A 24,473-nucleotide genomic window follows, 5' to 3' on the forward strand; every position below is an offset into this window, starting at 1 on the left:
TCTCACTACTGTAGGCACAGAGCGGCGGTCCGAGCGACCGCCGTACGAAGGAGACGCAGGATGTACCGATTCCGACCAGCTCCAACCCGTATCACCACCGAGGAGACCGCACGATGAAGACCCCCAAGCTCCGGTTGCCGGGGTTCTCCTCCACCCCGGAGGAGCGCGAAGCCAGGCGCGCCAAGCACGAGCAGGCGAAGCAGGAACGGGCAGCGAAGGCGGCGGCGTCCTCGCCGCCCTCCGCCGCGGTGGTCGCGGCGCTGCAGCCCTCGGCACCGAGCGTCCGGATCAACGCGTTCCGCATCGGCCTCGTCGGCGGTATCGGCGTGCTCGTCGCGCTCGTGCTGGGCAGCATCGTCACCCAACTGAGCACCACGCTGATCTACGTGGGCGTCGCCCTGTTCATCGCCCTGGGTCTCGACCCGCTCGTGTCGTGGCTGGAACAGAAGCTGCCCCGCGGCCTCGCGATCGCGGTCGTCTTCCTCGCGGTGATCGGTGCCTTCGTCGGGATCATCTTCGCCATCGTCCCGCTGCTCGTGACGCAGATCACGAACTTCGTGAACGACTACCCGAGGATCTCGCAGCAGTTCCTCAACAGCGACTTCGTCGGCTGGGTCCAGAACACCGTGGGCAACACCCTCGACATCGACTCCGCGCTGAACGACGTCTTCGCGTTCTTCAAGGACCCGAACAACCTGTTGAACATCGGCGGCGGCATCGTCGCGGTCGGCGCCGGCGTCGCCTCGGGGATCACCGGCGCGATCATCGTCCTCATCCTGACGCTGTACTTCCTCGCGTCGCTCCGCTCGATGAAGGCCGTCACGTACCGCTTCCTCCCCGCCTACCGCCGCGAGGGCTTCGCGCAGGTGCTCGAGGAGATCACCCAGGCCGTCGGACGATACGTCGTCGGCCAGGTCGGCCTCGCGCTCGTCAACGGTGTGCTGAGCTTCATCTTCCTCAGCATCATCGGCGCCCCGTTCCCGCCGCTGCTCGCGCTCCTCGCCTTCATCGGATCGATGATCCCGCTCGTCGGAACGCTGAGCGCGTCGATCGTGAACAGCGCCCTGTGTCTCTTCGCCTCGCCGGTGACCGCGCTCTTCGCGATCGGGTACTACCTGATCTACATGCAGATCGAGGCGTACGTCCTCAGCCCGCGCATCATGAACAAGGCCGTCGCCGTGCCCGGCGCCCTCGTGGTCATCGCGGCGTTCGGTGGCGGTGCGCTCGGCGGCATCCTCGGTGCGCTCGTCGCGATCCCGGTCGCCGCGTCGATCATCATCATCGTCCAGAAGGTCGTCTTCCCGAGCCAGGACGCCAAGGTCGTCCCGGAGCAGAAGCTCGGAGACGCTGAGACGGCGGCCGTCGGCACGAGTGCGGCGGCCAAGTGATGGGGATCGCGACGTTCCCGGCCCTGGCCGCCGGCGCCCTGGTGCTCTCCGGCTCCGCCGGTCTCGTGGCCGAGTCGCTCCGGACGGCCGGAGACCTCGACCTGCCGACGATCTCCGTCACGCCGTACCAGGCCATCGGCATCCCGATCGCGCTCGTCGGCGCGTTCTTCCTCGCGGTGGGGACGCAGCTGCAGTCCCGTGGCGTCGGCAAGGTCGAGGCCGCATCGTCGGCCTTCGGTCTGAAGCAGTTGCCGCAGTTGCTCGGTCGGCCGTCGTGGCTCATCGGCACGCTCCTGCTGGCGCTGGCGATCGTCTTCCAGCTCGTCGCCCTCGCGTTCGCGCCACTCATCGTGGTCCAGCCGCTCGGCGCGATCGCCCTCGTGATCACGGCCCTCCTGAACGCCAGGGTGACGAAGGTCCGCATCACGAAGGAGCAGACCCGCGCGATGGTGCTCTGCGTCGCGGGCATCGGGCTCTTCGTGATCGTCGCAGCCCTGTACGCGATCGAGGAACCCATCCGCCAGCCGCAGCTGATCATCATCCTGATCATGCTCGCGGTCGTGACGCTCGCGCTCGCCGGCGCCTACGCGCTGTGGCGCCGCAAGCTGCACACGGTGTTCTACGTCGTCGCGGCCGGGGTGCTGTACGGCTTCGTCGTGACGCTCGCGAAGGTCGTCATCAACCGGGTCATCACGCAGAACTTCGAGGGCCTGACGGTCGTCGGCATCGTCGCCCTGCTCGTCGCTGCCGGACTGGGCGGCTTCTTCGTCCAGAAGGCGCACCAGAGCGGTCAGCCCGACCTGGTGGTCGCCGGCTTGACCGTCGTCGATCCGCTCGTTGCCGTCGGTATCGGCATCGTGGTGCTGGGCGAGGCCTCGAGTGCCCCCTGGTACGCGCTCGTCCTGTTCGTCGTCGCCGGAGCGATCGCAGTGTTCGGTGTCTGGAAGCTCGCGATGCGTCCGGTGCCGGCTCCCGGAGAGACCCCGAAGCGCCCACGCGTGCAGTGACCGGTGGCATGAGAACAGGCCCGGCGGGTGGATGTCCACCCGCCGGGCCCGTTCGTGTGCGCTGCCCCGCTGCGGCTCAGAAGAGGTCGGGCGACGGCGTGCTGGCGTAGCGGATCGACACGTCCGCGTGGCGGTCGAAGCGGTAGCCGACCCCGCGCACGGTGCGCACGATGTCCTCGTAGCGACCGAGCTTGGCGCGGAGACGACGCACGTGGACGTCGATGGTCCGCTCGTTGGGCACTTCCTCGTCGTCGCCGGCCCGCCACAGGGACGAGATGAGCTCGGCACGCTCGATGGTGCGACCCTCGCGGAGCACGAGGTACTGCAGGAGCTCGAACTCCTTGTAGGTGAGGGCCGCGGGCTCGTTGTCGAGGACGAGGCGCTTGCGGGAGATGTCGACGACGACGCCGGCGTGGGCGACGTCCTGCTCCTCCTCCTCGACCTCGTCACGGTGGGCCGCGAGGGCCGACGGGTCCTGGAGGGCGAGGCGGACGACGTCGAGGTCGCGTCCGCCGGCACCGCGGGGTGCGAGGGCGACGGCGGCGTGCGTCTCGGCGTCAGGGGCGAACTGGGCGGTCAGGGCCTTGATGGCCTCGACGATTTCGCCGAGGCTCGTACCGGCTGCCTGCGCCTTGGCCTCGTCGAGTCCGACGTAGAGGACGAAGCCGCGGGCTTCCGGACCGGCCGGAACGGCGCGGACGTGCGGCGTCGCGCTACGAGGGGCGTCCTCGACGGCGGCGAGCTGGCGGGCGGGGCGGGTGGTCTGAACGGCTGCAAGAGACATGAGCGGGAAGTCCTCGGGGTGATGATGCTGCGGCGGATCGTGCGCGGTGCGCTCGGGCTGATCCCGCCTGCCGGTGGGCAGTGGCGGTCCCGCGATCCGGGAAGGTGGCGCGTCGGCCGGGTGCGGACGGGGTGCGTCCGGGAGTCGGCTCACCGGGTGGGGGAGCGACGGACTCTGTCGTGCTGGAGCAGTGGAGCGGATCCGACGGGATCGCTACCGATGCTGGAGGTGTCGGATCAGCGACACATTCGGCAGCACATGACCGCGCGGCCGGGCATCATCATGCCGGCGTCCCCAGGGGCCTCGAAGGAGGTCAGGGTGGGCGCGTTGGTCGTCATAGTCCGCAATACAACAGGAACGGCCCGGATCCTGTCAAGTATCTGCGCCAGATGACGGTTTGTTGCGTGGGGGTGTTGCGGGCGCCCGTGGAACGGTTCGAGGCGGACCGCCGCCCGTCAGGGCGCCGATCCGCCTCGGGTCAGCGGGAGGTCGCGGCTCAGACGACGCCGTAGAGGCGGTCTCCGGCGTCGCCGAGGCCCGGCACGATGTAGCCGTTCTCGTCGAGACGCTCGTCGAGGGCGCCGAGGACGATGGTGACGTCCTTGCCCGCGGTCTCGGCCTCGAGGCGCTCGAGGCCTTCGGGGGCGGCGAGCAGGCAGATCGCGGTGACGTGCACCGCTCCGCGCTGGAAGAGGAAGTCGATCGCGGCGGCGAGCGAGCCGCCGGTCGCGAGCATCGGGTCGAGGACGAAGCACTGGCGGTCGGAGAGGTCGTCCGGGAGTCGCTCGGCGTAGGTGGTGGGCTCGAGCGTCTCCTCGTTGCGCACCATGCCGAGGAATCCGACCTCGGCCGTGGGGAGCAGCTTCACCATGCCCTCGAGCATGCCGAGTCCGGCGCGCAGGATCGGGACGACGAGTGGACGCGGCTCGCTGATCTTGACGCCGACGGTCTCGGTGACCGGGGTCTGGATCGTGATCTCCTCGACGGTGACGCCACGGGTCGCCTCGTAGGCGAGCAGGGTGACGAGTTCCTCGGTGAGGGCCCGGAACACGGGCGACGGTGTCGTCTTGTCGCGGAGCACCGTGAGCTTGTGGGTGATGAGAGGGTGGTCGGCTACGTGCACTCGCATACGATCAATCTAGTCGCTCGCGAGGTGACGAGGATTTCGGGGAGATGACGGATGCACGCACCGCCCGAGTTCGTCGCCTGGATGGACCTCGCCCTCGCCGAGGCGGAGGCGGCGCTGGAGACCGACGACGTCCCGGTCGGCGCCGTCCTCGTCGCTCCGGACGGGACCGTCGTCGCGGCAGGCCGCAACGAGCGGGAGCTGCACACCGACCCGACGGCCCACGCCGAGGTCGTCGCGATCCGTGCCGCCGCGAGCGCACTCGGCGACTGGCACCTGACGGAGCTCACGCTCGTCGTCACCCTCGAGCCGTGCGTGATGTGCGCCGGAGCGATCCTCGCGGCCAGGATCCCGCGCGTCGTGTTCGGCGCCTGGGACGAGAAGGCCGGCGCGGTCGGCTCGGTCTACGACGTCCTGCGCGACCGGCGGTTGCAGCACCGCGTGGAGGTCTACGCCGGTGTCGAGGCCGAGCGCTGCTCGACGCTCCTCACCGACTTCTTCCGCGGGCCGAGCGGCGTCACAGCTCCCTGAGTCGCCCCCGGTCCTTGAGCCTGTCGAAGGGCTCCCAGCACTTCCGGAGGCCACTGTCGGTCGGTGATGGCAGGATCGCAGGATGCAACCCGGCGTGATCCTCGACATCGTCCTCGTCGTCATCCTGATCGTGTTCGTGATCCGCGGGTGGCGCGCCGGGCTCCTCGGGAGCCTCGGCGGACTGGTCGGCCTCGTGGCGGGTGGTGTGGGCGCCTTCTTCGCGATCCCGCTCGTCGCCTCCTGGGTTCCGGACACGGCCTGGCGGGGCTGGGCCGCGGTCGCCGCAGCCGTCGTCCTCTTGAGCATCGGGTACACGATCGGTGCCGTCATCGGTGGGGCCATCGGTTCGGTCGTCCGGAAGACCCCGCTGCGCGGACTGGAGCGACTCCTGGGAGCCGCCCTCAACCTGGTCGTCACCGCGCTCGTCCTCGTCACCGCCGCGCTCGGTGTGGGGTCACTCGGCATCCCGCTCCTCGCGCAGGCCGTGGGGTCCTCGGCGGTGATCGGCACGATCGATCGCGTCACGCCCGTCCAGGTGAAGAGCACGCTCGCCCAGCTGCGTTCCACGGTGGTCGACGGCGGCGCGCAGCGAGTCATCGAGGCCTTCGGTGGAACGGCGGACGTCCCGGCGGCCCCGCAGCTCGACACCTCGACGCCGGCGCTGCAGACGGCGTCCGAGTCCGTCGTGCGCATCAGCGGCACCGCCGAGTCCTGTGCGCGGAGCCTCACCGGCAGCGGCTTCGTCTTCGCCGACGACCTGGTCATGACGAACGCGCACGTCCTCGCCGGCGTCAGCGAGCCGGTCGTCGAGGTGCCGGGGTCCATGCCCAAGCCGGGGCGGATCGTCTACTTCGACCCGGTCGACGACCTCGCCGTCATCCGCGTCGACGGGCTCGGTGCCCGGGTGCTGCCGCTGGCCGCCAACCCGGCGCCAGGGGCGAAGGCGGTCGTCGCCGGCTACCCGTTCGGCGGCCCGTACACCGCGGGTGGCGCGCAGGTCATCGTCGTCGGGCCGAGCCTCGTCGCCGACATCACCGGAGCGAACCCGACGAGCCGACAGGTGGTGACGCTGTCGGGGACGGTGCAGCCGGGGAACTCCGGCGGTCCGCTCCTCACCGAGTCCGGCGAGGTGGAGGGCGTCATCTTCGCTCGAGACGCGGACTCCGCGCCGATCGGCTACGCCTTGGCGATGGACGAGGTCCTGCCGGTCGTCGCGCTCGCGACCTCCCTCCAGTCGGCGGTGCCGTCGGGCGCCTGTCTCGCCGACTGACCCGATCCGGGCAGGTGCCGACGAGCACGCGGGTCCCTAGACTCGCAGGGTGAGTGAAACGATCAGCCTGCCCAGCATCGCCATCCTCGGAGCCGGTTCGATGGGAGGGGCCGTGCTGCGTGGCCTCGTCCAACCGGGTGTCGAGGTCGACGGTGGCATCACCGTCACGAACCGGACGATCGCCAAGGCGGAGGCCCTGGCCGAGCTGCCGGGGGTCACCTCGATCGCGCTCGAGCAGGATGCCGACGGCAACCGCCGGGCGGCGGCTGCGGCGAAGATCGTCCTGATCGGCGTGAAGCCCTATCTGGTCGCCGACCTCCTCGCCGAGATCGCCGACGCGCTGCAGCCGGGGACGATCGTCGTGAGCCTCGCCGCAGGCATCCGCGGAGCCGCGTTCGAAGCCGCCCTTCCGGCGTCGGTGTCCGTGCTGCGGTCCATGCCGAACACCCCGTCCTACGTCGGCTTGGGGGTCACGGGGCTCGCCCCGGGCACCCGTTCCTCCGACGAGGACCTCGCCGTGGTGACCGCGCTCTTCGAGACGGTCGGCCAGGTCGTCGTCATCCCCGAGTCGAAGATCGACGCGCTGAGCGCCATCTCCGGCTCGGGTCCCGCCTACGTCTACTACCTCGTCGAGGAGCTGACCCGCACGGCGATCGGCCTCGGCTTCACGCCTGAGCAGGCGTCGCTGATGGTCAACGGCACCTTCCGGGGCGCCACGGAGTTGCTCGCGACGACGGGGGAGAGCGCCGAGCAGCTGCGCATCAACGTCACGAGCCCGAAGGGGACGACGGAGCGTGCGCTCGCGGTCCTCGCCGAGGCGGGCTTCAGTGAGACCTTCGACCGTGCCGCGGCCGCTGCGATCGCACGTGCCGAGGAGCTCTCGGCGTCCTGACCCGCCGAGGACCCGATCAGCCCAGCGACCGCACGAAGCAGTCGAGGCCGGGTCTGTCGTCCCAGGAGACGACCGCGACGAAGCCGGACCGTCGGTAGAGCGCGATCGCAGCGGACCGCCAGTGCCAGACGGAGAGACGCACCGTGTCGTCGCCCCGTCGCCTGGCGGCGGTCGTCGCAGCCTCGAGCAGGGTCGCGGCCACGCCCCGGCGGCGGGCGCGAGGGTCGACCCAGAGGCGCTTGAGCTCCGGCGACGGGCCGGCCGTCAGCACGACGCAGCCGAGCACCCGACCGTCCTCGACAGCCAAGAGGATCTCGTCGGCGGCGAAGGCCGTGCCCGGGTCGGCGACCTCGGCCCGGTAGCGGGCGGGGAGGGTGGTCGTCGGAACGGCCTCGTCCTCACGCGGCTCCCGGCCGAGGAGTTTCTCGTGCTCGGTCCGCCGGTGGTACCCCTCGAGGAGCTCGGAGAACCGTTCGCGGTGGTGGGCGGTCGCCTCCGCCCACCGGTGGACGACGATCATGCGTCGCTCGTCTCGTCGAGCCCGAGGGTGGACAGCAGTCGGTCCAGCGCGGCGAGCTGGGCTGTGGCGTCGTAGTGGTCGTCGTCGGCCGTGCTCAGGGTGCTCACGCCCTCGACGAATCCGACGACGATCGTGGCCGTCGCCGCGACCTCGTCCGCGCTCAGCTCGGGCCGGATCTCGGCGACGAGGCGCCGGGTGCGGGCGACGAACACCGCGTGACCCGCGCGATGCCGTTCGGCGAGGACGTCGTCGTCGAGCGCCGCCGCGAGGTACCCCAGCCAGACTCTGGCCTCCTGGCGGGTCTCCTCGGTGAGGGAGAGGGCTTGGCGGAGGACGGCGCGCAGGGCGAGTCGTGGGGTGTCGGCGGACGCTTCGAGCTGGGCCGTACGCGCCGCCGTGCGTTCGTGGAGGAGGTCCCGTGCGTGCAGCAGCAGCGCCCGCTTGTCCGGGAAGCGGTGGAGGACGAGACCGGTCGTGCACCCGGCGCGGTCTGCGACGGCGCGCAGGGTCAACCCCTGGGGACCGTGCTCGCCCAGCACCTCCCAGACCGCGTGGGAGATGCGCGCCTGCGCCTCGGGATCCTTCGTTCTGGCCATGTCCGTCTCACCTCGTGACAGATGTTACCGTAATGAACGTTACGGAATGAAGGGATATGGGATGACGATCACGATCGACCGGGTCGACTGGGCAGACGAGGCCGGAACCGAACTGCGCCGGGCACAGCGCGCCGAGCTCGACGCCCGCTACGGCAGCGACGACCATGAGCCGGGAACACCGCCGTCGGGGGACGACATCGCGGTCTTCCTCGTGGCGAGGGACGAGGTGGGCACGCCGGTCGGCTGCGGAGGCCTGCGGCTCCTCGGGGAGCAGCGTGCGGAGATCAAGCGCATGTTCGTGGCTCCTCAGGCGCGCGGCACCGGCGTCGCGGCCGCGGTGCTCCGAGCGCTCGAAGCCGAGGCAGGATCGCTCGGTGTCGTGGAGCTGCTGCTCGAGACGGGGACCGCGCAACCCGACGCGATGCGGTTCTACGAGCGCGAGGGATACTCGCCCATCCCCGCGTTCGGGCCCTACGTCGACGAACCCCTGTCGCGCTGCTACGCCCGCCGCATCGACTGAGTCGTCAGCCCTCGAGGGACGCGAAGCGTTCGATGTCGGCGGAGGTGCCCGAGACGATGATCAGATCGTGGTTCGAGACGACGGTGTCCGCGGTCGCGTAGGTGAACGGCTTCCCGGGTGACTTCACCCCGACGACCGTGATGCGGTACTTCGTGCGGACGCCCGACTCCGTCAGGTTGAGGCCGCGGATGGGCTTCGGCGGGTACATCTTCACGAGGGCGAAGTCGTCGTCGAACTGGATGAAGTCGAGCATCCGTCCCGACACGAGGTGCGCCACGCGCTCGCCGGCCTCCCGCTCGGGGTAGATGACATGGCTCGCGCCCACGCGGGCGAGGATCTTGCCGTGCGACTGGGAGACCGCCTTGGCCCAGATCTGCGGGATCTTGAGGTCGACGAGGTTCGCGGTGATGAGCACACTCGCCTCGATCGAGGATCCGACGGCCACGACGGCGACCGAGAAGTCCTGGGCGCCGATCTGGCGGAGGGCCTCGATGTTCTTCGCGTCGGCCTGCACGGTGTGGGTGACCCGGTCGGACCACTTCTGCACGAGGTCCGAGTTGTCGTCGATCGCGAGCACCTCGCGGTCGAGTCGGTCGAGCTCGCCGGCGCAGGCGGCGCCGAACCGTCCGAGTCCGATGACGAGGACCGGGGCGTCGTGCTTGATGCGGTCAACCAACGATGGGCCTCTCTTCGGGTCGCTTGAACAGCTGGCCGCTCTGGCTCGCGGCCACGGCTGCAGCGAGTGTCACTGTACCAACGCGGCCGAGGAACATGGTGACCGCGAGGACGTACACCCCGGCGTCGGGGAGGTCCGACACGAGGCCGGTGCTGAGGCCCACGGTCGCGAACGCCGAGATGACGTCGAAGAGCACGTGGTCGAGCGGTGCCTTGGTCATCTGCAGGATGACGATGGTGGACAGGGCGACGATGGTCGCACCCCAGAGGACGACGCTGACCGCGACGCGGAGCACGTCCTGGGGGATCCGGCGTCGGAAGACCTCGACACCTTCGCGGCCCCTCGCCTCGGCGAACGCCGCCAGGAACAGGACGGCGAGGGTGGTCACCTTGATCCCGCCCGCGGTGGACGCGGAGCCACCGCCGATGAACATGAGCATGTCGGCGACGAGCAGGGTGGAGCCGTTGAGATCACCGATGTCGACGGTCGAGAACCCGCCCGACCGCGTCATCGCGGACAGGAAGAACCCTTGGAAGATCGTGTCCCACAGGTTCCACTTGTTCCACGTCTCGGGGTTGTTGAACTCGAGCAGGATGAAGGCGAGCGCGCCCGCGAAGAACAGGATGATCGTGGTCACGAGGGTGAGCTTGACGTGCAGCGACCACCGGCTCGGGCGCCGGAAGTTGCGGCTCAACGCGTAGATGACCGGGAAGCCGATGCTGCCGAGGAAGACCCCGAGCATGAGGATGCTCAGGAACCAGTAGTCGTTCTCGAAGGCCGCGAGGCCCTCGGCGTTCGGCGTGAAGCCGGTGTTCGTGAACGCCATGGCGGCGTAGTAGACGCTGTTCCAGGCGGCGTCCCACGGGTTGATGCCGTCGAGCAGCATCCGCGGGAACAGGAGGACCGCGAGCGCCGCCTCGATCACGAGGGCGCTCACGGCGACGGTGACGAGGAGGTTGCCGATCTCGCCGAGGCGGACGGCCTGGCCCTCGGCGACCGGCCCGTGATGCGACCGCAGCGGGTTGGTGTCGCTCGCGGCCATGAGCTTCTGGCGCAGGCCGAGTCGTCGGGCGATGACGAAGCCGAGGATCGAGGCGAGCGTCAGGACGCCGAGGGCTCCGATCTGGACGCCGATGAACACCAGGACGTGCCCGAACAGGGACCAGTGCGTCGCCATGTCGACAGTGGAGAGTCCGGTGACGCAGATGACCGAGACCGCGGTGAACAGGGCGTCGGCGATCGGGGTCACCTCGCGGTCTGCGCTCGCGATGGGGAGCGAGAACAGCATCGTGAACACGAAGATCAGGAAGCTGAACACGAGGATGGCGAACCGGGAGGTGGACTTCGCCGCGAAGTCGCTGACGGCCTCCCTGACCCGTGCGAGTCCGTGCCGGACGATGATCTCGGGACGACGACCCATGGCATTGCCGCTCATCTGACCCCTCAACACCTCAGGACTGCGCCGGAGGCAATGGTACTCCGCGCGCTCGATCACTATCGTTGGAGCATGGCCGACATTTTCGACGTGATCGCTGACACCACCAGGCGGGACATCCTCGCACTGCTGCTCGAACGGCACGGCGGAGCGGGGACGAGTGTCTCCGAGATCGTCGCGCAGCTCGGCCTCAGCCAGCCCACCGTGTCGAAGCACCTGAAGGTCCTCCGCGAAGCGGAACTCGTCGAGGTCCGCGAGGAAGGCCAGCACCGCTATTACAGCTTGGACTACGCCCCCCTCGAGGACGTGGAGGACTGGCTCATCCCGTTCCTCAGCGTCGATTACGCGGACGACGACGTCGACTTCGCCGCCCTCTCGCTGCCGGAGCAGGCGAAGGCGGTCGCGGGCTCGGTCGGGAAGGTCGCTGCGGACGTCACGCACGCGGTCCAGTCGGTCACGAAGAAGCTGCGCCCGTAGGCCTGCCGGTTCCATACCGTTCACCCAGGGGATGTACAGGCGGTCGTCGTCCCTCTAGAGTTGCCATGCGGCGATCCGGACCTCGGACCGCCGTCCTAGAGTGTTCCCAGGCGTACCGGAGGGGTTCGATGACGCAGGATGCTGCAGACGTCCGCTTCCTCACCGTGGCCGAAGTCGCCGAGATGATGCGCGTGTCCAAGATGACCGTGTACCGACTCGTGCATTCGGGGGAGCTCCCCGCCATCCGGTTCGGGAAGTCGTTCCGGGTTCCGGAGACGGCTGTCGAGGCGGTCAGGCAGCGTCCTGTCGCCGACGTCGGCTGAGCGGTCTCCCGCTCCTACCAGCCTGCAGGCGAACGACGTGTGAACGACGCGCGCCGCAATCGGCTAGACTGGTGACAAGACTTGTTCTCTTCGGTCGCGATCCCTGCGGCCAAGCCCCCCAATTCTGTGAGGTAAATCCGTGGGTTCTGTTATCAAGAAGCGCCGCAAGCGTATGGCGAAGAAGAAGCACCGCAAGCTGCTTCGCAAGACCCGTCACCAGCGCCGCAACAAGAAGTAGCGAGCCGCTCCGTCAGGAGCGCTCGTCGAAATCGCGTCCACCGGAAGCGCCGGCCCCTGAGGGCATGGCGCTTTCTGGCGTTGGCGCGGTGGCCGGGCAACGCTCGCGCTGAGGGCCACGACGCTCCTCCACAAGCGAGCCAGGCAGCGACCGGTCCACAGCACGCCGCGGCACGCGGCCCCTCGGCCCGAGATCGTCGGCGGTCGTTCGTACCGTCGTCCCATGACCCGTGAACTCCCGCCCATCGCCCGCCGCAACCGTCGCGAACCCGCCTATCGAGTGCCGTTCATCGTCGAGCGGGACGACGCCCCGCGCTACCGGCTGCGGAACGTCAGCGACGAAGCCGTCCACTGGGTCGTCCTCCGGATGATCGGGCCGGGGTTGCTCTCGCCGCTGCAGCCGTGTCGGTTGACGCCGGAAAGTGCGCTCGAGTTCGAGGTCCTCGGCAGCACGCTCGCGCGTGCGAGCAGCGTGCAGGTGTCCTGGTTCCGCCCCGGTGGTCGCCAGTACCTGTGGCCCATCACCTTCTGACGGCCTGCGCGAGGGTGAGGCCTCAGCGCTCCTGGTCCCGTCGTGCCGCGAGCAGGTCGCGCGCGGTCAGTTTGTGCGTCCGCCCCGGGTACATGTCCGCGTCGAGACCCGTGACGAACTGCGCCGGGTCCAGGTCGAGGGCGGTGCTCAGGCGGACGAGGGTCTCGACGCTCGGGTGCACCTGCCCGCGCTCGATCTTGCCGATGTTCGTCCAGTGCATGCCGGCGAGCACGCCGAGGTCCTCGAGGGTCAGCTGGCGCTCGTTGCGAGCGGCGCGGAGTCGCTCGCCGAGGATGGTCGCGGCTTCAGAGTGTGCAGGCATCACTCAATGACAACGGACCTCGACCGGCCGAGGCCAGAGCGTCTGGACCCGATGCTTCCGGCACCAGTGCTGCTGTCACTCTTTGTCTCGTCCGGTCGCACCCGAGCATCGTCGCAGACACCCGTCGGAAAAGCGACAGGTGTCGTCGGAAGACCGCGCCCGGGCCGTGGGCCACCCCGTACAGTGGAAGGGTGTCCGCTCTCCATCTCACGCTCATCGGCAAACCCGGTTGTCACCTCTGCGACGATGCGCGTGCCGTGATCGACGAGGTCGTCGCCGGTCTTCCCGCCGACGCTCCGGCGATCGAGCGGGAGGAACTGTCGATCCTCGACGACCCGATCCTGCACGACCGCCACTGGGAGGAGATCCCCGTCGTCCTCATCGACGGCAAGGTCCACAACTATTGGCGCATCGATCCCGACCGCTTGCGGGCGGCCCTGCTCGCCGGCTGAGTCGTCGGCCCAACCGCCACCGTCCCGACCCATTGGAGTTCACGTGACCATCCGCCACATCGTCAGCTGGAAGCTGGCCGCCACCGACGAGACCGAGCGCGACGCCGCCTTCGCCACGATGCAGGCGGAGCTGGAGGGCCTCGCCGCGGTCATGCCGGACGACATCGAGAGCCTGCAGGTCGGGCGCAACATCGCATACCCGGAGAGCAACTGGGACGTCGTCCTGGTCGGCGACTACCCGTCCCTCGAGGCCCTTGAGCGGTACCAGGTGCACCCGGAGCACGTCCGCGTGGTGCAGATCGTGCGTCAGCTCGTCGTCGAGCGCTCCGCCGTGGACTTCGAGCTCGCGCGCTCCTGAGTCGTCAGCGACGGACCCCCTCGACGGCCGTGCCGTCGAGGTCGTCGTCGCGCCGGATCACGGCCGAGTAGCCCGTCGACTCCATGAGTCCCACCGTCCGCTCCGCTTGACGCGTGCTGGTCTCGACGACGAGGTGGGCGCCCGCGGGGAGCCACTCCGGCGATGCCGCGATGAGTCGCCGCTGGACGTCGAGGCCGTCTGCACCGCCGTCGAGCGCGATCGCCGACTCGTGGTCTCGAGCCTCCCTCGGCATCAGGGAGATCGAGGCGCTCGGGACGTACGGGGCGTTCGCGACCAGGACGTCGATGGACCCGCGGAGACGGTCCGGCAGGCCACCGAAGAGGTCGCCCGCCACGACGGTCCCGCCGAGTGGCGCCAGGTTGCGTCGGGCGCTCCGCACCGCGACCGGGTCGATGTCCGACGCCCAGAGCTCGAGACGGCCCGGCCACTCCGCGAGCAGGGCAGCGCCGACCGGGGCGACACCGCAGCAGAGTTCGACCACCGTCGCGCCCTCGTGCAGGTGCGCGGATGCGAGCTCCACCAGGAGGCCCGTCCGCTGGCGCGGCACGAAGACCCCCTCGTCGACGACGAGCCGATGGCCTCGGAACGCCACCCAGCCGAGGAGCTGTTCGAGCGGCCGGCCGTCGACCCGGGCCCGGACCATCGCTTCGAGCTGTTGCGGATCCGTCGCCTCCGCGAGGAGGAGGGCCGCCTCTTCCTCGGCGAACACGCACCCCGCGTCGCGCAGGCGCCGGACGACCGCGTCGTTCGTTGCACCCATCACATCGCACCCCTCGATCAGATGATCGAGGTTACCCGGCCGGCGGGGTCCGAGCCACGGACGGGACCGTCGGACTCGTCGCGGCTGTGCTCAGAGCTGTTCGGCTGCCGCGAGCACGCCGGGCAGCCAGGCGAGCGCGACGTCCTTCTTGCGTTCGAAGCCACCGTCGTCGTGGAGCCCGAACTCGCCGAAGCGGGTGGCCCCGTTCTCCGTCAACAGGGCGTCGAGCAGGGAGCTGCCCTGGTTGTAGGTGTCCTCGTAGCTGCTGTCGCCGAGACCGAAGATGGCGTAGCGGATCCCGTCGAGGTCGGTACCCGACTCTTCGAGCGCCTCGTAGAAGATCTGGCCGGTCTCACCGAGGAGGCCGTCGCCGTACGTCGAGGTGATGAAGATGTGGATCTCGTCGGCCGAGAGCTCGTCGGGGGATACGTCGCCGAGGTCGACGACGCGCCACTCGTGCTGCGAGCCGATGGCCTTGCCGAGGTCGTTGGCGAGCCGTTCGGCGTTACCGGATTCGGTTCCGTAGAGGATGACGATCTTCATGGGTGTCCTCTCTACGGGGCGAGGCGGGTCGGGCCGCGGAACAGGTAGGTCACCTCGCGGATCGAGGTCTCGTGCAGCATGAGCATCAGCACGCGGGCCAGGCCCATGCCGAAGCCGCCGTGCGCCGGGACGCCGTAGCGGAAGAAGTCGAGGTAGAACTCGAGCTCCTCGGGCTCGAGGCCCTTCTCCTTCGCCTGCTCGATGAGCACCTCGACGCGGTGCTCACGCTGTGCACCCGTGGAGATCTCGACACCGTTGTAGATGAGGTCGTAGCTGTTGGTGAGCGAGCCGTCCTCGCTGTTGCGCATGTGGTAGAACGGCCGGATGCTCGAGGCGTAGTCGGTGAGGAAGACGAACTCGTGGCCGTAGGTCTCCTTGACGTAGGCCGCGATCTGGCGCTCGCCCTCGGGGTCCATGTCGTCGTCGGCACGGGGCACCTCGTAGCCGCGCTCGGCGACGATGCGCTTGGCCTCGGCCAGCGGGATGCGCGGGAACGGACGGGAGGGGACCTCGAGCTCGATGCCGAAGAGTTCCGCGATCTGCTCGCCGTGCTTGGCCTTGACGGCCGTGAAGCCGGCGACGAGGAGCTCCTCGTGCAGCGTCATGACGTCCTCGTGCGAGTCGATCCAGCTGATCTCGGCGTCGACGCTCGTGAACTCGGTCGCGTGACGGCTCGTGAACGAGGGGTCGGCGCGGAACGCGGGTCCGACCTCGAACACCTTGCCGAAGCCGGCGGACTGCGCCATCTGCTTGAAGAACTGGGGCGACTGCGCGAGGTACGCCTTGCCCTCGAAGTAGTCGACCTCGAAGAGCTCGGCACGCGACTCGCTCGCGCTCGCCATGAGCTTCGGGGTGTGGATCTCGATGAAGTCGTTGTCGATCCAGTACTGACGCAGCGCGTGCTCGAACGTGGTCTGGATGCGGAAGATGAGGGCCTGCTTCGGCTGGCGCAGGTCGAGGAAGCGCCAGTCGAGGCGCTTGTCGAGTGAGGAGTCCGCCGCGATCGGCGTCTCGGGGTTCGCCGCGGTGACGACGTCCAGGGTGGCCACCTTGACCTCGATGCCACCGAGCTTGACCCGCTCGTCGTGCTTGAGCTCGCCGGTGACGGTGATGAAGGAGCCGTGCGCGAGGGCTGAGATGGCCTCCGTGGTGGCGAGGCGCTCGGCGGAACCCTCGACCTCGGGGTCGAGCTCCCGGACGGCCGGGTTCACCAGCTGCACGGCGCCGCTCTCGTCCCGGAGGACGACGAATTGCACCTTCTTCTGGTCGCGGACGGTCTCGACCCATCCGGAGACGGTGACGGGACCGTCGGACAGGGCGGCCAGGTTCTTCACAACGACGCGTTCACTCACCCCGACAGCTTAGCCGTCGCTCGTCGTTCGGATCCGGACGGAGGTCACGGTGAATCCGCAGCTTGGGGAAACGTACACTTGGAGGGTGGTAGCCGACCAGATCCATCTCGTGCGTCACGGCGAGGTGCACAACCCTTCTCGTGTGCTCTACGGTCGACTCCCCGCGTTCCGGCTGTCAGAGCTCGGCGAGCGCATGGCTCAGGCCGCCGCCGACGACCTCGTGAGCCGCGACCGCCCGATCGGCGCCCTGTATGCGTCGCCGCTGCAGCGCACGCAGGAGTCCGCCGCCCCGGTCGCCGCCGCCTTCGACCTCGCGATCGTCGCCGAGCCCCGGGTCATCGAGCCGTTCAACGAGTTCGAGGGCAAGCGGATGAGCCGTGCGCTCAAGAACCCGCTCAACTGGGCCAAGCTCCGCAACCCGTCCCGGCCGAGCTGGGGCGAGCCCTACGCGTCGATCGTGAACCGCATGACGGCCGCGATCGAGGACGCCTGGCGGGCGACACCGTCGGGCGATGTCGTCCTCGTTAGCCACCAGTTGCCGATCTGGATGATGCACAGCTCCGTGGTGGGTGCGCCGTACCGTCACGACCCCCGCCGACGCCGGTGCGCGCTGTCGAGCATCACCTCCTTCGAACGCACCGAGCACGGCTTCCTGGAGGTCGGCTACGTCGACCCGGCAGCACGTCTCGCGTCCGGCGCCACCGATGTCGGTGCCGTCTGATGGCCCGCAGATCGAGGACGTTCGCCGTCGCCGCCGTGTTGGCCGTCGGGGCACTCCTGCTGACGGCCTGCGGCAGCGACCCGCTCGCGGACCAGTACCGCGAGGGCAGCAGCAAGGGATACGTCGCGGGTGACGGCAGCGTGACCGAGGTCGCCGTCGAGGACCGCGGCGAGCCGATCACCTTCTCGGGCGTCGGCGAGGACGGCGAGCAGATCTCCTCCACGGACCACGCCGGCCAGGTCATCGTCGTGAACTTCTGGTACGCCGCTTGCGCGCCGTGCCGTGCCGAGGCGAAGGACCTCGAATCGTTGAACGCCGACTACACCGGCAAGGGTGCGACGTTCATCGGGGTCAACGTGCGCGACACGGCCGACACGGCGAAGGCCTTCAACGGCACCTTCGGCATCACCTACCCCTCCATCCTCGACGTCGACAGCGGCGAGGCGAAGCTCGCGTTCACCGGCAACGTGCCGCCGAACGCCGTGCCGACCACGATCGTCCTCGACGCCGAGGGGCGGGTCGCCGCGCGCATCCTCGGGCAGCTGCAGGACCGCACGATCCTCGACACCCTCATCCGCGACACGATCGCCGAGAGCTCCGCAGAGTGAGTCTGGGCGAGCTCGTCTACGGCGGCCAGCTCCTCGTGGCGATCCCGATCGCCATCGCGGCCGGTCTGCTGTCGTTCCTCTCGCCGTGCGTGCTCCCGCTCGTCCCCGGCTACCTCGGGTACGTCGGCGGCATGACGACGGTCGAGGAGGGGCGGTCCGCGGCCGGCCGCCGACGCGTCCTGCTCGGCGTCAGCCTCTTCATCCTCGGGTTCACCGTCGTGTTCGTGGCGATCGCCGCGTTCGTCGGCACCGTCGGCGCCTGGGTCGTCGAATGGGAGGGCGTGATCACCCGCGTCCTCGGCGCGGTGGTCATCCTCATGGGGCTCATCTTCATCGGACAGTTCTCCCGGCTCCAGCGGACGGTCCGCACGAGTTGGGCGCCGGCGACGGGCATCGCGGGTGCGCCCCTCCTCGGCTTCGTCTTCGCCATCGGGTGGACCCCCTGCCTCGGTCCCACGCTCACGGCGATCAGCGCCCTCTCGCTCTCCGGCGGCTCCGCCTGGCGAGGCGCCCTCCTCGGCCTGTTCTACTGCCTCGGCCTCGGCATCCCCTTCCTCCTCGTCGCGCTCGGACTCGGTTGGGTCACGGGGTCGCTGGCGTTCCTCAAACGGCACATCCGCACGATCAACATCGTCGGCGGCGTGCTCCTCATCGTGATCGGCGTGTTGATGGTCTCTGGTCTCTGGTCCGCATGGATGTACTCGTTGCAGGGGGTGATGAGCGGCCTTGTCACGCCCCTCTGATCACATCGATTCCGTCGCCCCGGCTCCGGCCGACGGCGTGAACCAGCCGAAGCTTGGCTTCGTCGGGTGGCTCCGGTTCTTCTGGCGCCAGCTCACGAGCATGCGCACGGCGCTCTTCCTGCTCCTCCTCCTCGCGATCGCCGCGGTCCCCGGCTCGCTCGTGCCGCAGCGGTCGAGCGACCCGAACGGTGTCACGCAGTACTTCACCGACAACCCGGACCTCGCGCCGATCCTCGACAAGGTCCAGGCCTTCGACGTCTACAGTTCGGCGTGGTTCTCCGCGATCTACCTCCTGCTGTTCATCTCGCTCATCGGTTGTGTGATCCCGCGGACGAAGCACCACTGGCAGGCACTCCGGTCCCGCCCGCCCCGCACGCCGGCGCGCCTGTCCCGGCTCTCCGCGTTCGAGCGCCGCAGTGACGACAGCGGGGCGACCCCCACCGAGCTCATCGACGACGCGACGAAGCAGCTGAAGCGGCAGGGCTACCGGGTCGAACGCTACGACGCCGAGGGCTCCGCCTCCGTATCGGCCGAGCGCGGCTTCCTCCGTGAGACCGGCAACCTCGTCTTCCACTCGGCGCTCGTCGGCATCCTCGTGACGGTCGGCTTCGGCGGCGGCTTCGGGTTCTCCGGGCAGCGGGTCCTCGTCGAGGGACAGACCTTCGTCAACACCCTGCTCGACTACGACTCCTTCAACCCGGGCCGCTTCTTCAACGAGTCGGAACTCGCGCCGTACAAGCTGACGCTCGACGAGTTCGGCGTGACGTACGAGACCGAGAACCTCGACGCCTACGGTCAGGCGATCGACTACCGCGCCAAGGTCACCGCGACCTCACCCGGTGGGAAGCCGCAGGACGCGACGATCAAGGTCAACGACCCGCTGCGGTTCGAGGGCACCGACGTGTACCTCCTCGGCAACGGCTACGCGCCGACGATCACGGTCCGCGACCCGGAGGGCAAGGTCGTCTTCAGCGACTCGATCCCGTTCCTCCCGCAGGATGCGCAGCTCACCTCGCTCGGCATCGTCAAGATCCCGGACGGTCTGGCCGAGCAGCTCGGCATGATCGGCTTCTTCTACCCGACGCAGGCCGCGTCCAAGCCGCCGTTCTTCTCCTCGTACCCCGACCTCGCGTACCCGGTGTTGACGCTCAACGTGTACTCCGGCGACCTCGGCATCAACGCCGGCGCCCCGAAGTCGGTCTACGCGCTTGACGTCGACGACATGAAGCAGCTCACGGGTGGCGACACCGGCGTCGAATCCATCGAACTCTCGCCCGGTCAGATCACCGACCTGCCGAACGGGCTCGGGACGGTGTCGTTCGACAACGTGGCCGCCAACCCGTCGACGGAGAACTACGCCGGCTCGGTCAAGCGGTTCGCCTCGTTCGACGTCCACCACGATCCGACCCAGCTGTGGGTCCTCGCGTTCGCCATCCTCGCGCTGTCCGGCCTCATCACCTCGCTGTTCGTCGCCAGGCGCCGCGTGTGGGTGAAGGCCGTGGCCGGTGCCGACGGCACGGTCTCGCTCGAATACGCCGGCCTCGCCCGTGGCGAGGACCCCGGCCTCGAGGCCGCGGTTGAAGCGATCGCGGAAGCCCACAGCCCAACGCCTGTCCCGTCCGAACCCGAAGGTAGAATCGCCCCGTGACCCTCGTCGAAATCTCGAACCTCTGCCTCTGGTCGGCTGTCGCCGTCTACGCGCTGGCGTTCATCGCCTTCACGTTCGACCTCGCGCGCCGGAGCGCCGAGGTCACCGCGGCGATCGACGCCGCCGAACGCGAGCGCGTCGCGCAGCCCGCTGCCCAGGAACGCGTCGGTGCCCTCGCCAACGCGAACGGCGGTTCGGTCGCGCCGATCAGCACGAGCGACGGCGTGGTCCGCAAGTCCCGCCGCCCGGCGGACGAGCCCGAGCAGCAGGCGTCGCGCAAGTCGCCGAGCCTCCGGGTCGGTGTCTCGCTCACCGTCATCGCCTTCCTGCTCCACCTCGTGGCCGACGTCACGCGAGGGATCGCCGCCGGTCGTGTCCCGTGGGCGAACATGTACGAGTTCGCGATGACGGGCACGCTGCTCATCGTCGCCGTGTTCCTCGTCGTCATCACGCGCGTCGACCTCCGCTTCCTCGGCAGCTTCGTCATCGGTCTCGTCACGGTCCTGCTCGGCCTCGCGACGGCCAATTTCTACGTCGAGGTCGTCCCGCTGCCACCGGCGCTGCAGTCCGCCTGGTTGGTCATCCACGTGTTCGTCGCGAGCCTCGGCACGGCGTTCTTCGCGATCGGCTTCGCGCTGAGTGTCGTGCAGCTCCTGCAGGGACGCCGTGAGCGCCGACTCGGGCTGGTGCAGCCCGCGCAGAGCTCGGGGCGACTCCGCTTCCTGCTCACCCTGCCGAACGCGGAACGCCTCGAGAACCTCGCCTACCGCGTGAACATCATCGGGTTCATCTTCTGGACGTTCACCCTCATGGCCGGCGCCATCTGGGCCGAGCGGGCCTGGGGCCGGTACTGGGGCTGGGACACCAAAGAGGTGTGGACCTTCATCATCTGGGTGATCTTCGCCGGGTACATCCACGCGAGGGCGACCCGCGGTTGGCGCGGATCCCGGGCGGCGACGCTCGCGATCATCGGCTTCAGTGCCGTGATGTTCAACTTCGTCGTGGTCAACGTCTTCTTCAAGGGCCTGCACGCCTACAGCGGCCTGTAAGCGGGACCGGTCCCCGAAGCGGCCCCTGACCCCGGTCCCTGAACCCCTCCGCCGGTCCCTGAGCTTGTCGACGGGCGGGCGTCAGCCGATCAGGGCGTGCGTCCGTCGCAGCCGGTCGAGCCACCAGGCGGTGCGTTCCGGCGACGCGGTGAAGTGGTCGAGGAGGTCGACGTCGACCTCCACGCGTCGCACCGCGATGCCACCGTCCACCGGGTCCAGCGCGCTGGTGGTCACATCGCCGCCGAGCAGCGCGGTCGTCCCGAGCCCGCAGTCGTAGTCGAGTTCGGGCAGTGCTGCTGCAAGGTGGGCTCCCATCGAGATCCCGACCGAGGTGTCGAGCGCGCTGGACACCACGATCGGCAGTCCTGCCTCCCCGGCGATGCGCAGTGCCGCGTGGACGCCGCCGAGTGGCTGCGCCTTGACGACCAGCAGGTCGGCGGCTCCGGCACGAGCGACGGCCAAGGGGTCCTCCGCCTTCCGGACGCTCTCGTCGGCCGCGATGGGGACGTCCAGGGAGGAGACGCGCTCACGGATCTCGGCGAGCTCGGCGACGGTCGCGCACGGCTGTTCGACGTACTCGAGGTCGAACGGTTCGAGGGCACGGATCGCGTGCTCGGCCTCGTCGACGTTCCAGTTCGTGTTGGCGTCCACTCGCAGCCGGCCCTCCGGTCCGATGGCCTTCCGGACGGCGGCGACGCGGGCGACGTCGTCGGCGAGGACCTGGCCGCGTTCGGCCACCTTCACCTTCGCGGTCCGGCAACCGGGGAAGCGGGACAGGATCGCCGCGACGTCGTCCGCGCCGACGGCGGGGACGGTGGCGTTGACGCGGATGCGGTCCCGGTTGAGCGGCGGGGACGCCGACCAGCCGAAGTCGATGGCGGCTCGAAGCCAGGCGGTGGCCTCGTCGTCGTCGTACTCGACGAAGGGGGAGAACTCCGTCCATCCCTCCGGCCCGCGGAACAGGACGGCTTCGCGGGTGTCGATGCCGCGGAAGCGGACGCGCAGCGGGATCGAGACCACGCGGGCTGTGGCGAGGACATCGTCGATGGTGGCGAGCATGCCCCTATCCTGCACCCTCCGATGCGCGGCCCCTCGGGGAGCCGGTGGACGGTCGTGACACAATCGGACGCGTGCCGCTGTTCTCCCGACGCAAGCCGACGCCCGGTGGTGGCCGTGGTGTGCCCGCGGACGAGCCGGGGACGTTCAGCGTGCCGGAGCCGATCTTCGAATCCGTCGCCGAGTCCGAGCCCGTCGAGCTGCCCGACGGCCCGGTCGAGGCCGCCGCCGAGGCGTCCGGGCCACGCGACCCGAACGCCCCGCCGGTCCCCGGGGGATCGCCGACCGCGCCGCTGACGAGCCCGCCCGCCGTCGAGCCGGGATCCGCGTCCGAACCGACGGCGGAGGATCTCGAGGCGGCGACCGCCCGCTTCCGCCGCCCGGGTTCGCGCGGACGGCAGAAACGAGCGAGCCCATCGGCTCGCCGCGCTCGAAGGGCCGCGCGATCGGACGCTGCCCGGTCGAAGGCCGCGCGCCCGAAGACGCCCGTCGTGGTCTCGGACGCCGTCGATCCCGAATCGGAGGCTCCGGCCCGCCGTGACGCGGCCGCGCCGGGCGCGAGCACATCCCAGCCGGCGCGGCCGGGCGGCTCGGCCTTCTCCCCAGCGATGTTGCTCCTGGCGGTCGTCGCCGTGACCCTCCTCGCCGCCCTGCTCGCCGTCGTGTACCGACCGGGCGAGGGCGCCTGGGCGGTCGTCACGGCGCTCGTCGTCGTCGGGCTCGTCCAGCTCGTGCTGGTGGTCGCGAGCATCGTCGTGATCCGACGGAGGGCACGCCGCGCGGGCGTCGTGGCGCTCGTGCTGCTCCTCGTCGTCAACCCGGTCACGGCGATGACCGTCGGCGGCCTCGTGTTCGACCGGTCGGGCGGCCAGTCCGCTGCCGGCGGCGCGCGCGAGGAGGACCACGACCCCATCTGGGACACCTATCCCGGCTCCGCCTACGTGGACGCCAAGGAGACCCTTGACGGACCGAGCTACGAGGCGTTCGTCGACCGCTCCGAGACGGTCCTCTCCGACATCCGGACCGCCCTCACCGCCGAGTTCGGCTTCGAGTGGGTGGAGCGACAGCCGGCCGAGAGTGAGCTCGACCACAACGGCTACGGCGGCGACTCGATGCTCTACGAGTACACGGCACCGGTGTGGCAGACGACCACGACCGTCCGCACCTTCGACGAGAAGTCGCGGGTCGTCGAGATCATCCGCGGGGTCCTGTTGCGCTCGGGCATCGCGAACCTGGACCTGCAGAACGCGCCGTCGTCGTGGCGCGAACCCGGCGAACTCACGGAGCAGTACGGCGGCGAGACGCTCGACACCCAGGCGCTCTGGGACCTCCACACCTACGGCGCCATCACGAGCGCGGGGAGCTTCGGCGCGAGCATCGTCGACCTCACCCTCGACCGCGCGGGGACCGTCGCGAAGGACCGCCAGTTCGACGTCACCGCGGGCATGGCGCTGGAGGGCATCGAGTTGCACCTCGACTCCTACGCGCTCCTCAAGGAGGCCGACCGTGCGGACTACCTCGCGGCCCTCGAACCCTACGCGGACCTCGACAAGCCGAAGTAGTGCCTAGGCTGGACGCATGAGCGATCGTGTGTCCGAACTGTTCGACCCGGAGATCTGGGACGTCGTGCCGGGGTTCGAGGACCTCACCGATCTGACGTACCACGTCGCGCGCGAGGGCGGCTTCGTCCGCATCGCCTTCGACCGTCCCGAGGTGCGCAACGCCTTCCGCCCGCACACCGTCGACGAGTTGTACCGCGCGCTCGACCACGCGCGGCAGAGCCCGACGATCGGGGTCGTGCTGCTCACCGGCAACGGGCCGAGCGCGAAGGACGGCGGCTGGGCGTTCTGCTCGGGCGGCGACCAGCGCATCCGCGGCCGCGACGGCTACCGCTACGCGAGCGACGACGCCGCCGACGACGAGACGGCGAGCGGGATCGACGCCGCACGCAACGGCCGACTCCACATCCTCGAGGTCCAGCGACTCATCCGATTCATGCCGAAGGTCGTCATCAACCTCGTGCCCGGCTGGTCGGCGGGAGGCGGACACTCGCTCGGCGTCGTGTGCGACCTGTCGATCGCGAGTCGTGAGCACGCACGCTTCAAGCAGACCGACGCCGACGTCGGCTCCTTCGACGCCGGGTACGGCAGCGCCTACTTCGCCCGCCAGGTCGGACAGAAGTTCGCACGCGAGGTGTTCTTCCTCGCGCAGGAGTACGACGCGGAACGCGCGCTGCAGGCCGGCGCGATCAACGCCGTGGTCCCGCACGCCGAGCTCGAGCAGACGGGTGTCGCCTGGGCGCGGACCATCCTCGGCAAGTCGCCGACGGCGATCCGCATGCTGAAGTTCGCGTTCAACGCCGTCGACGACGGCCTCGTGGGCCAGCAGGTCTTCGCCGGGGAGGCCACCCGGCTCGCCTACGGCACCGATGAGGCGGTGGAGGGTCGGGACGCGTTCCTGGAGAAGCGCAGCCCCGACTGGGCGCCCTTCCCCTGGCAGTTCTGAGGCGGTCGTGCGGCGCGGCAC

The 24,473-nt window shown here is 69.5% G+C and carries 30 protein-coding genes; 19 read left to right on the top strand and 11 right to left on the bottom strand.

Translation table 11 applies throughout. The features are described 5' to 3' along the window. Positions 1 to 113 precede the first annotated feature (113 nt). Both QRN26_RS01760 and QRN26_RS01765 read left to right on the top strand, forming a co-directional pair. The gene (locus QRN26_RS01760; RefSeq protein WP_082455621.1) at positions 114 to 1,388 is read left to right on the top strand and encodes an AI-2E family transporter; all 1,275 of its coding nucleotides are present in this window, start codon (positions 114 to 116) and stop codon (positions 1,386 to 1,388) included. Continuing rightward, positions 1,388 to 2,395 (top strand): DMT family transporter, encoded by a 1,008-nt coding sequence (locus QRN26_RS01765; RefSeq protein ID WP_082455619.1) that lies wholly within the window; start codon positions 1,388 to 1,390, stop codon positions 2,393 to 2,395. The genes QRN26_RS01760 and QRN26_RS01765 overlap by 1 nt, the downstream gene beginning before the upstream one ends. A gap of 76 nt (positions 2,396 to 2,471) precedes the next feature. Here the strand turns inward: QRN26_RS01765 and QRN26_RS01770 are convergent, their stop codons facing one another. Beyond that, positions 2,472 to 3,179 (bottom strand): winged helix-turn-helix domain-containing protein, encoded by a 708-nt coding sequence (locus QRN26_RS01770; RefSeq protein WP_285035043.1) that lies wholly within the window; start codon positions 3,177 to 3,179, stop codon positions 2,472 to 2,474. A 496-nt stretch (positions 3,180 to 3,675) separates the two neighbouring features. Continuing rightward, on the bottom strand, positions 3,676 to 4,308 hold the full coding sequence (gene upp, locus QRN26_RS01775; protein ID WP_056013869.1) for a uracil phosphoribosyltransferase: 633 nt from the start codon (positions 4,306 to 4,308) through the stop codon (positions 3,676 to 3,678). 51 nt (positions 4,309 to 4,359) lie between these two features. On the opposite strand from upp, the gene tadA reads away from it, so the two are divergent. From tadA to proC, 3 genes are all read left to right on the top strand, one after another. Then, positions 4,360 to 4,836, top strand: a complete 477-nt coding sequence (gene tadA, locus QRN26_RS01780; protein ID WP_285035044.1) for a tRNA adenosine(34) deaminase TadA — start codon at positions 4,360 to 4,362, stop codon at positions 4,834 to 4,836. 82 nt (positions 4,837 to 4,918) lie between these two features. Then, positions 4,919 to 6,106 (top strand): MarP family serine protease, encoded by a 1,188-nt coding sequence (locus QRN26_RS01785; RefSeq protein WP_285035045.1) that lies wholly within the window; start codon positions 4,919 to 4,921, stop codon positions 6,104 to 6,106. A gap of 49 nt (positions 6,107 to 6,155) precedes the next feature. Next, positions 6,156 to 6,998: a pyrroline-5-carboxylate reductase gene (gene proC / locus QRN26_RS01790; RefSeq protein ID WP_285035046.1), complete on the top strand. Its 843-nt coding sequence runs from the start codon at positions 6,156 to 6,158 to the stop codon at positions 6,996 to 6,998. Between the two features lie 16 nt (positions 6,999 to 7,014). Here the strand turns inward: proC and QRN26_RS01795 are convergent, their stop codons facing one another. Together QRN26_RS01795 and QRN26_RS01800 are read right to left on the bottom strand one after the other, a co-directional pair. After that, complete coding sequence (locus tag QRN26_RS01795) at positions 7,015 to 7,518, bottom strand: GNAT family N-acetyltransferase (protein WP_285035047.1); 504 nt, start codon at positions 7,516 to 7,518, stop codon at positions 7,015 to 7,017. Next, a complete protein-coding gene (locus tag QRN26_RS01800; protein WP_285035048.1) occupies positions 7,515 to 8,114 on the bottom strand; it encodes a TetR/AcrR family transcriptional regulator in 600 nt (199 codons plus the stop codon). Before QRN26_RS01800 ends, QRN26_RS01795 begins: the two co-directional genes overlap by 4 nt. A 61-nt stretch (positions 8,115 to 8,175) precedes the next feature. Between QRN26_RS01800 and QRN26_RS01805 the strand changes: the two genes are divergently transcribed. Further along, the gene (locus tag QRN26_RS01805) at positions 8,176 to 8,634 is read left to right on the top strand and encodes a GNAT family N-acetyltransferase (protein ID WP_285035049.1); all 459 of its coding nucleotides are present in this window, start codon (positions 8,176 to 8,178) and stop codon (positions 8,632 to 8,634) included. Positions 8,635 to 8,638: 4 nt separating this feature from the next. Here the strand turns inward: QRN26_RS01805 and QRN26_RS01810 are convergent, their stop codons facing one another. Together QRN26_RS01810 and QRN26_RS01815 are read right to left on the bottom strand one after the other, a co-directional pair. Beyond that, positions 8,639 to 9,310 (bottom strand): potassium channel family protein, encoded by a 672-nt coding sequence (locus tag QRN26_RS01810; RefSeq protein WP_056013885.1) that lies wholly within the window; start codon positions 9,308 to 9,310, stop codon positions 8,639 to 8,641. Beyond that, entirely contained in the window at positions 9,303 to 10,745 is a 1,443-nt protein-coding gene (locus QRN26_RS01815; RefSeq protein WP_056776751.1) for a TrkH family potassium uptake protein, read from the bottom strand. The genes QRN26_RS01810 and QRN26_RS01815 overlap by 8 nt, the downstream gene beginning before the upstream one ends. A 72-nt stretch (positions 10,746 to 10,817) precedes the next feature. Here QRN26_RS01815 and QRN26_RS01820 point away from each other — a divergent pair, with 72 nt between their 5' ends. From QRN26_RS01820 to QRN26_RS01835, 4 genes are all read left to right on the top strand, one after another. After that, the gene (locus QRN26_RS01820; RefSeq protein ID WP_056014679.1) at positions 10,818 to 11,222 is read left to right on the top strand and encodes an ArsR/SmtB family transcription factor; all 405 of its coding nucleotides are present in this window, start codon (positions 10,818 to 10,820) and stop codon (positions 11,220 to 11,222) included. 128 nt (positions 11,223 to 11,350) lie between these two features. Continuing rightward, a complete protein-coding gene (locus tag QRN26_RS01825) occupies positions 11,351 to 11,545 on the top strand; it encodes a helix-turn-helix domain-containing protein (RefSeq protein ID WP_056776748.1) in 195 nt (64 codons plus the stop codon). A gap of 139 nt (positions 11,546 to 11,684) precedes the next feature. Next, positions 11,685 to 11,783, top strand: coding sequence for a 30S ribosomal protein bS22 (locus tag QRN26_RS01830; RefSeq protein WP_003792170.1), 99 nt, complete (start codon positions 11,685 to 11,687; stop codon positions 11,781 to 11,783). Between the two features lie 222 nt (positions 11,784 to 12,005). Then, positions 12,006 to 12,314 carry a hypothetical protein gene (locus QRN26_RS01835; RefSeq protein ID WP_285035050.1) on the top strand — a complete coding sequence of 103 codons (309 nt, stop codon included), beginning with the start codon at positions 12,006 to 12,008 and terminating at the stop codon, positions 12,312 to 12,314. A 22-nt stretch (positions 12,315 to 12,336) separates the two neighbouring features. Here the strand turns inward: QRN26_RS01835 and QRN26_RS01840 are convergent, their stop codons facing one another. Next, the gene (locus tag QRN26_RS01840) at positions 12,337 to 12,636 is read right to left on the bottom strand and encodes a helix-turn-helix domain-containing protein (RefSeq protein WP_056013896.1); all 300 of its coding nucleotides are present in this window, start codon (positions 12,634 to 12,636) and stop codon (positions 12,337 to 12,339) included. A gap of 191 nt (positions 12,637 to 12,827) precedes the next feature. Between QRN26_RS01840 and QRN26_RS01845 the strand changes: the two genes are divergently transcribed. Next, entirely contained in the window at positions 12,828 to 13,088 is a 261-nt protein-coding gene (locus tag QRN26_RS01845; RefSeq protein WP_056013899.1) for a glutaredoxin family protein, read from the top strand. Positions 13,089 to 13,131: 43 nt separating this feature from the next. Continuing rightward, complete coding sequence (locus QRN26_RS01850; protein WP_056013904.1) at positions 13,132 to 13,446, top strand: Dabb family protein; 315 nt, start codon at positions 13,132 to 13,134, stop codon at positions 13,444 to 13,446. A 4-nt stretch (positions 13,447 to 13,450) separates the two neighbouring features. Here the strand turns inward: QRN26_RS01850 and QRN26_RS01855 are convergent, their stop codons facing one another. The 3 genes from QRN26_RS01855 to aspS form a co-directional block, all read right to left on the bottom strand. Beyond that, a complete protein-coding gene (locus QRN26_RS01855) occupies positions 13,451 to 14,227 on the bottom strand; it encodes a putative protein N(5)-glutamine methyltransferase (protein ID WP_285035052.1) in 777 nt (258 codons plus the stop codon). Positions 14,228 to 14,317: 90 nt separating this feature from the next. Continuing rightward, entirely contained in the window at positions 14,318 to 14,770 is a 453-nt protein-coding gene (locus tag QRN26_RS01860; protein WP_056013909.1) for a flavodoxin domain-containing protein, read from the bottom strand. Positions 14,771 to 14,781: 11 nt separating this feature from the next. Next, complete coding sequence (gene aspS, locus QRN26_RS01865; protein WP_056013912.1) at positions 14,782 to 16,122, bottom strand: aspartate--tRNA(Asn) ligase; 1,341 nt, start codon at positions 16,120 to 16,122, stop codon at positions 14,782 to 14,784. Between the two features lie 85 nt (positions 16,123 to 16,207). Here aspS and QRN26_RS01870 point away from each other — a divergent pair, with 85 nt between their 5' ends. The 5 genes from QRN26_RS01870 to ccsB are packed head-to-tail and all read left to right on the top strand — an operon-like array spanning position 16,208 to position 20,891. Further along, positions 16,208 to 16,843 (top strand): histidine phosphatase family protein, encoded by a 636-nt coding sequence (locus QRN26_RS01870; protein ID WP_056776740.1) that lies wholly within the window; start codon positions 16,208 to 16,210, stop codon positions 16,841 to 16,843. After that, complete coding sequence (locus tag QRN26_RS01875) at positions 16,843 to 17,451, top strand: TlpA family protein disulfide reductase (RefSeq protein ID WP_056013919.1); 609 nt, start codon at positions 16,843 to 16,845, stop codon at positions 17,449 to 17,451. Before QRN26_RS01870 ends, QRN26_RS01875 begins: the two co-directional genes overlap by 1 nt. Beyond that, positions 17,448 to 18,194, top strand: a complete 747-nt coding sequence (locus tag QRN26_RS01880; RefSeq protein WP_285035053.1) for a cytochrome c biogenesis CcdA family protein — start codon at positions 17,448 to 17,450, stop codon at positions 18,192 to 18,194. Before QRN26_RS01875 ends, QRN26_RS01880 begins: the two co-directional genes overlap by 4 nt. Further along, positions 18,178 to 19,842 carry a cytochrome c biogenesis protein ResB gene (gene resB, locus QRN26_RS01885; RefSeq protein WP_056013925.1) on the top strand — a complete coding sequence of 555 codons (1,665 nt, stop codon included), beginning with the start codon at positions 18,178 to 18,180 and terminating at the stop codon, positions 19,840 to 19,842. The genes QRN26_RS01880 and resB overlap by 17 nt, the downstream gene beginning before the upstream one ends. Beyond that, positions 19,839 to 20,891 (top strand): c-type cytochrome biogenesis protein CcsB, encoded by a 1,053-nt coding sequence (gene ccsB / locus QRN26_RS01890; protein WP_056013928.1) that lies wholly within the window; start codon positions 19,839 to 19,841, stop codon positions 20,889 to 20,891. Before resB ends, ccsB begins: the two co-directional genes overlap by 4 nt. Before the next feature lie 81 nt (positions 20,892 to 20,972). On the opposite strand, the gene QRN26_RS01895 is transcribed toward ccsB, so the two are convergent. Further along, the gene (locus QRN26_RS01895; protein WP_056013931.1) at positions 20,973 to 21,950 is read right to left on the bottom strand and encodes an o-succinylbenzoate synthase; all 978 of its coding nucleotides are present in this window, start codon (positions 21,948 to 21,950) and stop codon (positions 20,973 to 20,975) included. A 71-nt stretch (positions 21,951 to 22,021) separates the two neighbouring features. Here QRN26_RS01895 and QRN26_RS01900 point away from each other — a divergent pair, with 71 nt between their 5' ends. Together QRN26_RS01900 and QRN26_RS01905 are read left to right on the top strand one after the other, a co-directional pair. Then, complete coding sequence (locus QRN26_RS01900; RefSeq protein ID WP_056013934.1) at positions 22,022 to 23,509, top strand: hypothetical protein; 1,488 nt, start codon at positions 22,022 to 22,024, stop codon at positions 23,507 to 23,509. Between the two features lie 16 nt (positions 23,510 to 23,525). Further along, a complete protein-coding gene (locus QRN26_RS01905) occupies positions 23,526 to 24,452 on the top strand; it encodes a 1,4-dihydroxy-2-naphthoyl-CoA synthase (protein WP_056776729.1) in 927 nt (308 codons plus the stop codon). Positions 24,453 to 24,473 lie beyond the last annotated feature (21 nt).

The sequence above is a fragment of the Plantibacter sp. ME-Dv--P-095 genome (genome assembly GCF_030209365.1).
Lineage (GTDB): Bacteria > Actinomycetota > Actinomycetes > Actinomycetales > Microbacteriaceae > Plantibacter.

Coding starts and splice junctions, on each gene's coding strand:
- QRN26_RS01760 (WP_082455621.1), top strand. CDS start 114: ATGAAGACCCCCAAGCTCCGGTTGCCGGGGTTCTCCTCCACCCCGGAG.
- QRN26_RS01765 (WP_082455619.1), top strand. CDS start 1,388: ATGGGGATCGCGACGTTCCCGGCCCTGGCCGCCGGCGCCCTGGTGCTC.
- QRN26_RS01770 (WP_285035043.1), bottom strand. CDS start 3,179: ATGTCTCTTGCAGCCGTTCAGACCACCCGCCCCGCCCGCCAGCTCGCC.
- upp (WP_056013869.1), bottom strand. CDS start 4,308: ATGCGAGTGCACGTAGCCGACCACCCTCTCATCACCCACAAGCTCACG.
- tadA (WP_285035044.1), top strand. CDS start 4,360: ATGCACGCACCGCCCGAGTTCGTCGCCTGGATGGACCTCGCCCTCGCC.
- QRN26_RS01785 (WP_285035045.1), top strand. CDS start 4,919: ATGCAACCCGGCGTGATCCTCGACATCGTCCTCGTCGTCATCCTGATC.
- QRN26_RS01795 (WP_285035047.1), bottom strand. CDS start 7,518: ATGATCGTCGTCCACCGGTGGGCGGAGGCGACCGCCCACCACCGCGAA.
- QRN26_RS01800 (WP_285035048.1), bottom strand. CDS start 8,114: ATGGCCAGAACGAAGGATCCCGAGGCGCAGGCGCGCATCTCCCACGCG.
- QRN26_RS01805 (WP_285035049.1), top strand. CDS start 8,176: ATGACGATCACGATCGACCGGGTCGACTGGGCAGACGAGGCCGGAACC.
- QRN26_RS01815 (WP_056776751.1), bottom strand. CDS start 10,745: ATGAGCGGCAATGCCATGGGTCGTCGTCCCGAGATCATCGTCCGGCAC.
- QRN26_RS01820 (WP_056014679.1), top strand. CDS start 10,818: ATGGCCGACATTTTCGACGTGATCGCTGACACCACCAGGCGGGACATC.
- QRN26_RS01825 (WP_056776748.1), top strand. CDS start 11,351: ATGACGCAGGATGCTGCAGACGTCCGCTTCCTCACCGTGGCCGAAGTC.
- QRN26_RS01835 (WP_285035050.1), top strand. CDS start 12,006: ATGACCCGTGAACTCCCGCCCATCGCCCGCCGCAACCGTCGCGAACCC.
- QRN26_RS01840 (WP_056013896.1), bottom strand. CDS start 12,636: ATGCCTGCACACTCTGAAGCCGCGACCATCCTCGGCGAGCGACTCCGC.
- QRN26_RS01855 (WP_285035052.1), bottom strand. CDS start 14,227: ATGGGTGCAACGAACGACGCGGTCGTCCGGCGCCTGCGCGACGCGGGG.
- QRN26_RS01860 (WP_056013909.1), bottom strand. CDS start 14,770: ATGAAGATCGTCATCCTCTACGGAACCGAATCCGGTAACGCCGAACGG.
- QRN26_RS01875 (WP_056013919.1), top strand. CDS start 16,843: ATGGCCCGCAGATCGAGGACGTTCGCCGTCGCCGCCGTGTTGGCCGTC.
- QRN26_RS01895 (WP_056013931.1), bottom strand. CDS start 21,950: ATGCTCGCCACCATCGACGATGTCCTCGCCACAGCCCGCGTGGTCTCG.
- QRN26_RS01905 (WP_056776729.1), top strand. CDS start 23,526: ATGAGCGATCGTGTGTCCGAACTGTTCGACCCGGAGATCTGGGACGTC.